Consider the following 6,302-nt stretch of genomic DNA (forward strand, 5'->3'; position numbering starts at 1 on the left):
CCCTTACGAGGCGCCGACCAGGGTCAACTCGAAGCGAATCTCGAGGATCTCGAGCTCGCGCATGCCTTTCGGCACCTGCACGCGGACACTCGCGTCGCGCTCTTTGCCCATGATCGCGCGGGCTACAGGCGACGTGACCGAAATCAGGCCGCGGGCGATGTCTGCCTCGTCTTCACCCACAATCGTGTACGTCACTTCCTCGCCCGAAGCCGAATCCGAGAGCACCACCGTCGCCCCGAAGCTGACGCGATCCTCGCTCTGGCCGCGGCCGTCGATCACCTGAGCGCGCGCTAGCCGGTCGTCCAGTACCCGAATGCGCGCCTCGATCTGCCCCTGACGCTCCTTCGCCGCGTGGTATTCGGCGTTCTCCGAGATGTCCCCGTGCGCTCGCGCGATCTCGATCTCTTTCACGATGCGGGGCCGGTCGTTGGACTTGAGGCGCCTCAGCTCCTCGTCGAGCAAGGCCTTGCCGCGCGGAGTCATGGGAATGCGGTCGGACATGAGGCCTCGGCAGAAGCGGGCGCCCTTCGATCGGGGGGCCGAGAGAGCGCCAGGAATCGCCCCAAGCTAACCAGCGAGCATGTGGGACGCCAAAGAAACCGCGGGGTTGCACGCCGAGCCGCAGCCCCCTGCGCTCGGACCGCGGCGCTTCGTTGCGGTCGCCGCCCTGTTCTATGGAACGCTGCTCGCCGCGGCGATCGGCTGGCGGGCGTGGGCGGACGGGGTCGGGCCGTGGCGCTCGGGCGGCCCGCCCCTGGCCGAGATGGGCCTGTTCGCGCGGCTCGCTGTGGGCCTCGCCTTCGGCGCGCTGCTGATCGCGCTCTCGCGCGTCTGGACCGCGCGGTCGGCCGCCGGCCGAGCCCTTGCCGCGGAGCTGGGCGCCGTGGTCGCTGGGATCTCCACCTGGCAGGCGGTCTTGCTCGCGCTCCTCAGCGGCATCGGGGAGGAGGCGTTCTTCCGCGGCGCGCTCCAGCCCGAGGTCGGTTGGCTGTGGGCCTCGCTGCTGTTCGGCCTCGCGCACTTCCACCCGCGCCGCGAGCTGCGCGTGTGGTCGCTCGCGGCCGCGCTCGCGGGCCTCGGCTTCGGCGCGCTGTTCGACGCGACGGGCGATCTCGTCGCGCCCGCCGCAGCGCACGCGCTCGTGAACGCGGTGAACCTGCGGTGGCTCGCTAGGCGCGGTACTGCACGTCCTTGAAGGCCGCGAACAGCGGCACCAAGCGGCCGCGCTGGTACTTGCCCGTCGAGGTGACGGGGATGTCGCTGCCGAACACCACGACCTTCGGCGCCTTCGCGAATGGCAGCCGCTCGCGACAGGCGCGCAGGATCGCGGCTTCGTCGAGCGCCGCGCCGGCCCCGAGCATCACGTAGGCGCCGACTTCCTCGCCGTACCAGCGGTTCTCGAAACCCACCGCCAGGCCGCGAGCGACGCCCGGGATCGCGTTCAACACCTCGTCGATCTCGAACGGCGAGAGGTTCACGCCGCCGCGGATGATCAGCTCCTTGATTCGGCCCGTGATGAAGTAGTAGTCGCGCCCGCCGGGGCCCTTGCGGAAGAAGCCCTCGTCGCCGCTGCGGAACCACGCGTGGGCGAACGTCTCCGCGTTCGCCTCGGGCCGGCGGTAGTAGCCGCGCATCACGTTCACGCCGCGAATCACGATCTCGCCGCGCTCGCCCTCGGGCAGGGCAACGCCCTCGCGATCGTGGATCGCCATCTCGTTCGGCGGCAGCGGCGTCCCGATCGACGGGAAGCCGTGCTCGCGCATCAGCGCGCGGTGCTCCGCTGCCGCGAGATCGACGGGCAGCATGCTCGAATAACAAGTCGTCTCGCTGAGGCCGTAGCCGTGGATGACGCGGTAGCCGAAGCGCTCCTCGAAGCGCGCCGCGAGCTCGACGGTGAGCGGGCCAGCGCCGCAGATCAGGTGGCGGAAACGCGCGAGATCGTGGCCGCTCGTGCCGCGCTCGTCCTCGAGCAAGAACGCGAGCAGCGTCGGCACGACCGACACGATCTCGGCGCGCTCTTGCGCGGCGGTCTCCCAGAACGTGCTCGCCTGGAACTTGCGGCACAGCACCACGCTCGCGCCCGCGAGCAGCGGCGCGACGAGCGTGACGAGAATCCCGTTCACGTGGTGCGTCGGCAGCACGCACATGAGGCGCGACGCTTCGCCGAGCCCGTGCCAGCGCACGAGCGCGTGCGCGTCCACGAGCAGATTCTGTTGCGTGAGCACGACGCCCTTCGGCGCGCCCGTCGTGCCCGACGTGTAGACGATCAGCGCCTCGTCCTCGGGCTCCGGCGGATCGGGCGGGTCGGTCAGCGGCCGCATCGGCGGCGCGGGCTGCGCCACGTCGTGCCAGCGCATGCCGAGCGCCGCGTCGCGCAGCTTCAGGGCGCGCCCCGCGGCCTCGGGCAGATACAGCGCCGCGCACGCCTCGGAGTTGCGCAGCACGAACGCGATGCGCTCGTCGTCCTCGCCGAGGTTCACCGGCACGACGCTCGCGCCGATCGACCACGCGGCGAACAGCGTGATCGGCACCTCTGGATCGTTCACGAACAGCGTCGCCACGCGCTTTCCGCGTTCGACGCCGAGCGCGCGCAGCAACGACTCGCGCTGCGCAACGCGCGCGATCAGCTCGGCGTAGGAGACCTCGACGCGCCGCGGGCCGTCGCAGAACACGAGGAACGTGCGCTGCGCCGCGACCGAGCGCGAGCCGAGCAGCGTGTCGAAGGTGCGAAAGGGCAGGTGGACGAGCGCCGGCGCGGTGGCTTCGCTCTCTCTCGCGCGCGCGATGCGCTCGAGGGTGGCTTCGTCGCCGAGGGTCGAAGACATCGCGCCAAGATTGCAGCGACCTAGAGCGCGCGCACGATCCGCGCGGCGGCGTTACTCGGCGGGCTCGTCGTCCTCGAGCAGCCGCTCTTCGAGCACGCGCAGCAGATACCCGAGCAGCATCAGGTTCGGGAGGCGCCGCTCGGTCGACGCTTCGAGCTGCTCGCTCTTCGCGAACGACTCTGCGTAGGAGGCGAAGAACTCGAGCGCTTCGAGCGGGACGTTCTTCGCGAGCATCTCGTTGATCTGCGCGGTATCGAGCTCACCGAAGAGATCCGCCAGCTCCCAAGCCAGCTCGGACGTGTTCATGCGGATCTCCGGCTCGCGGCCCACGCGGTACGCGCGGCGGAACGAGCCGAGAGATCGTGGCATCGCGCCACCAGCGAGTCAACGAAAACGTCGGTGCGACGCGCACTTGCGCTGACGCGCGAAACGCGCGCCGATTGCCGCGCGCGCACACACGGCAATGTGCCAGCGCGCACGCGGCGGCTGAGTGCGGAGTTGCGCATCGACTGCGCGCGCCGAGCTGCCTGCCCGCCGGCACGCGTGCGCGAATGCGAGCAAAACTCCCTAATAACCCGGTGCGCGGCGGCGTCCGCACGCGTGCAGCGCCGCCGCGTGGGTCGCGCGACGGCGGCCCGCGATCCCGGCGCTGGGACGAAGCGCCGGAGAGGGAAGCTGGTCGGGGCGACTGGATTCGAACCAGCGACCTCTTCGTCCCGAACGAAGCGCGCTACCAAGCTGCGCCACGCCCCGAAGGCGGCGGAATATGCCAGAGATCGCTCTCGCGTAAAGCGAGGGCACGATCGGCCGCAGCGGGGTGAGCTTTGCCTGCGGGGCGAGCGGCGCTCGCGCGGGCTTCTCGCCGGACGCCCTCGCGCAACTCCGCATCAAGGTGAGCGCTCGGTAAGACGAACCCCGCTGTACGTCTGGGGGGCGTGCGCTTGCTTCGATTCGTCCGTTCGTGGCTCGTACTCGGTTCGGTCGCTCTGCTGCTTGGGCTACCGCAGCCCGCCCGAGCGCTGAGCGGGCGGGCAGACTGCGCCGAAGCCGGCTTCGGCCTCGCGCACCACCGGCCCGGGACGAAGGGCGCGCACGAGCACGGCGAGACGCAGGCGTTGTTGGGGACAGGAAAGTGGGGCCCGCTCTCCGAGAACCGGCACCTCTACGTGCTCGAGGCGAGCGACGAGCGCGACGGCGTGCGGCTCGGCGTCTACCGATCGGCTCGTACTAATCGAGGTAGAACCGCATGAAGAAGCTGCTTTGGCTCGCGATTTTCATCGCCGCCGCGTACTCGGTGAACGAGGTGCGCGTGAAGGGCATCGACGGCGCCTTCGGCGGCGCGTTCGCGGGCGCGGGTGATCCGATCGACAGCGGCGCCGCGCCGATGAGCATCGACGCCGACACCGTGCAGGAGTGAGCGTCGCCGACTAGCTCTGCGCATCCTCCGCGAGCTTGCGCAGCTCGCGGATCGCGACGCCGAAGTCGGGCTCGCGGAACACCGCGTTGCCCGCGACGAACACGTTCACGCCCGCCTTCGCGGCCGCGGCGATCGTCTCGCGGTTCACGCCGCCGTCGATCTCGATCTCGACGTCGAGCCCGCGCTCGTCGATCCATGCGCGCAGCTGGCGCACCTTCGCCAGCACGCCCGGGATGAACTTTTGCCCGCCGAAGCCGGGGTTCACGCTCATCACCAGCACCTGGTCGACGTCCCCGAGCACGGGCTCGACCGCAACCGCGGGCGTCGACGGGTTCAGCACCACGCACGCCTTCGCGCCCGCCCCGCGAATCATCTGCAGCGTGCGGTGCAGGTGCGGGCACGTCTCGACGTGCACGCCCACGCGGTTCGCGCCGGCGGCGATGTAGTCCGGGATCGAGAGCTCGGGGCGCTCGATCATCAGGTGCACGTCGAAGGGCAGGGCCGTGGTCTTGCGGATCGCCTTGATCACTTCGGGCCCGATCGTGAGGTTCGGCACGAAGTGGCCGTCCATCACGTCGACGTGAATCCAGTCGGCGCCGGCGCGATCGACTTTCTGGATGTCGGCGCCGAGCGTCGCGAAGTCGGCGCTCAGGATCGAAGGCGCGATGCGAATGGGCTTCTTCGCCATCACGCGACCCGCGCGAGGCGCGCTGCGAAGAATCCGTCGGTGCCGTGCCGGTGCGGCCAGGTGCGCATGAAGCCGTCTGCCTCCACGAAAGGGCGCACCGCTACGGGAAGCTCGGCGCGCGTCGCGATTCGGAACTCGGGATGCTGCGCGAGGAACGCGGCGACGAGCGCCTCGTTCTCCTCGGAGAGCAGCGTGCACGTACTGTAAACGAGCACTCCACCGGGCAGCAGCGTCGCCGCCGCGTTTTCCAGCAGCGCACGCTGCGTCTCGGCGAGCGTGCGCACGTCCTCCTCGCGCACGCGCCAGCGCGCGTCGGCATTGCGCCGCAGCGTGCCGAGGCCGGAGCACGGCGCGTCGACGAGTGCGCGTGCGAACGGCGCGCCGGGCAGCTGCGCGAGCGGCTGGGTCCCGTCGGCGTGAACGAGCTCGATGTTCGTGAGCCCGAGCCGCCGCGCGGCGCGTCCGACGAGGTCGAGGCGCCGCTGATTGCGATCGCACGCGACGACGCGCCCGCGCTCGGAGGTGCGCTCCGCGATCGCCGTCGTCTTCGAGCCCGGCGCGGCGCAGAGATCGAGCACGCGCTCGCCCGGCTGAGGCTCGAGCAGCTCGACCACGAGCTGCGATGCCTCGTCTTGCACGGTGAAGCGGCCCTCGCGGAACGCGGGATCGCTGCCGGGGTCCCCGTGCCCGAGCGAGAGCGCGAGGGGCGCGTGCGCCGCGAGCTTCGCGTCGGGCCAGCGCGGCCCGAGCTCGGCGAGCAGCTCCTCGCGCGTGTTCCGCAGCGGGTTCGCGCGCGCCGTGAGCGGCGGCGTCTCGTTCGAGGCGCGCGCCAGCGCAGCGGCCTGTGCGGGTCCGAGCGCCGCGAGCCAGCGGCGCGCGATCCACTCCGGGATCGAGAGCGCGTGGACGAGGTGCGCGAGGGGATCCGCCTCGAGCGCCGGTGGGTCGAGCGCGGCGTCGCGCCGCACGAGCCGGCGCAGCACGGCGTTCACGAGCCCCGACGCGCGCGCCCAGCCCATCGCCTGCGCGCAGCGCACGCTTTCGTCGACTGCGGCGCGGTCGGGCACCGAGTCGAGGAACAGCACCTGATACGCGCCGAGGCGCAGCAGCGTGAGCACGGCGGGCTCGAGCTGCGCGAGCGGACGATCGGTGCAAGCGGCGAGCGCGAAGTCCAGGCGACCGCGCCAGCGCAGCGTGCCGTACACGAGCTCGGTCGCGAAGGCGCGGTCGCGCACGCTGAGGCGTTCGTCGCGCAGCGCGGCGTGCAGCGCGAGGTCGGCATACGCGCGCGCCGACTCGACGCGATCGAGCACTCGCGCGGCCACGAGGCGCGCGATCGTCGGCGAGCCGCTGCGCGTCGGCGCGGGCCGGC

General features: G+C 71.3%; 8 protein-coding genes and 1 tRNA gene. 3 read left to right on the forward strand and 6 right to left on the reverse strand.

Annotated elements, in window-relative coordinates:
• Positions 1 to 3 precede the first annotated feature (3 nt).
• Positions 4 to 501 carry a transcription elongation factor GreA gene (greA, locus tag FJ091_07350; GenBank protein MBM4383173.1) on the reverse strand — a complete coding sequence of 166 codons (498 nt, stop codon included), beginning with the start codon at positions 499 to 501 and terminating at the stop codon, positions 4 to 6.
• 79 nt (positions 502 to 580) lie between these two features.
• On the opposite strand from greA, the gene FJ091_07355 reads away from it, so the two are divergent.
• Positions 581 to 1,195, forward strand: coding sequence for a CPBP family intramembrane metalloprotease (locus tag FJ091_07355; GenBank protein ID MBM4383174.1), 615 nt, complete (start codon positions 581 to 583; stop codon positions 1,193 to 1,195).
• On the opposite strand, the gene FJ091_07360 is transcribed toward FJ091_07355, so the two are convergent.
• From FJ091_07360 to FJ091_07370, 3 genes are all read right to left on the reverse strand, one after another.
• Positions 1,170 to 2,825 carry an acyl--CoA ligase gene (locus FJ091_07360; GenBank protein MBM4383175.1) on the reverse strand — a complete coding sequence of 552 codons (1,656 nt, stop codon included), beginning with the start codon at positions 2,823 to 2,825 and terminating at the stop codon, positions 1,170 to 1,172. The genes FJ091_07355 and FJ091_07360 overlap by 26 nt on opposite strands.
• 51 nt (positions 2,826 to 2,876) lie before the next feature.
• Positions 2,877 to 3,194, reverse strand: coding sequence for a hypothetical protein (locus tag FJ091_07365; GenBank protein MBM4383176.1), 318 nt, complete (start codon positions 3,192 to 3,194; stop codon positions 2,877 to 2,879).
• 307 nt (positions 3,195 to 3,501) lie between these two features.
• Positions 3,502 to 3,578: transfer RNA gene (locus FJ091_07370), tRNA-Pro, on the reverse strand.
• Between the two features lie 182 nt (positions 3,579 to 3,760).
• Between FJ091_07370 and FJ091_07375 the strand changes: the two genes are divergently transcribed.
• Entirely contained in the window at positions 3,761 to 4,075 is a 315-nt protein-coding gene (locus FJ091_07375; GenBank protein ID MBM4383177.1) for a hypothetical protein, read from the forward strand.
• Positions 4,072 to 4,242 (forward strand): hypothetical protein, encoded by a 171-nt coding sequence (locus FJ091_07380; GenBank protein ID MBM4383178.1) that lies wholly within the window; start codon positions 4,072 to 4,074, stop codon positions 4,240 to 4,242. Before FJ091_07375 ends, FJ091_07380 begins: the two co-directional genes overlap by 4 nt.
• 10 nt (positions 4,243 to 4,252) lie before the next feature.
• Here the strand turns inward: FJ091_07380 and FJ091_07385 are convergent, their stop codons facing one another.
• Positions 4,253 to 4,930, reverse strand: coding sequence for a ribulose-phosphate 3-epimerase (locus FJ091_07385; protein ID MBM4383179.1), 678 nt, complete (start codon positions 4,928 to 4,930; stop codon positions 4,253 to 4,255).
• Positions 4,930 to 6,255, reverse strand: coding sequence for a 16S rRNA (cytosine(967)-C(5))-methyltransferase RsmB (gene rsmB / locus FJ091_07390; GenBank protein MBM4383180.1), 1,326 nt, complete (start codon positions 6,253 to 6,255; stop codon positions 4,930 to 4,932). Before rsmB ends, FJ091_07385 begins: the two co-directional genes overlap by 1 nt.
• Positions 6,256 to 6,302 lie beyond the last annotated feature (47 nt).

It is taken from the genome of Deltaproteobacteria bacterium (assembly GCA_016875395.1).
GTDB lineage: Bacteria > Myxococcota_A > UBA9160 > UBA9160 > UBA6930 > VGRF01.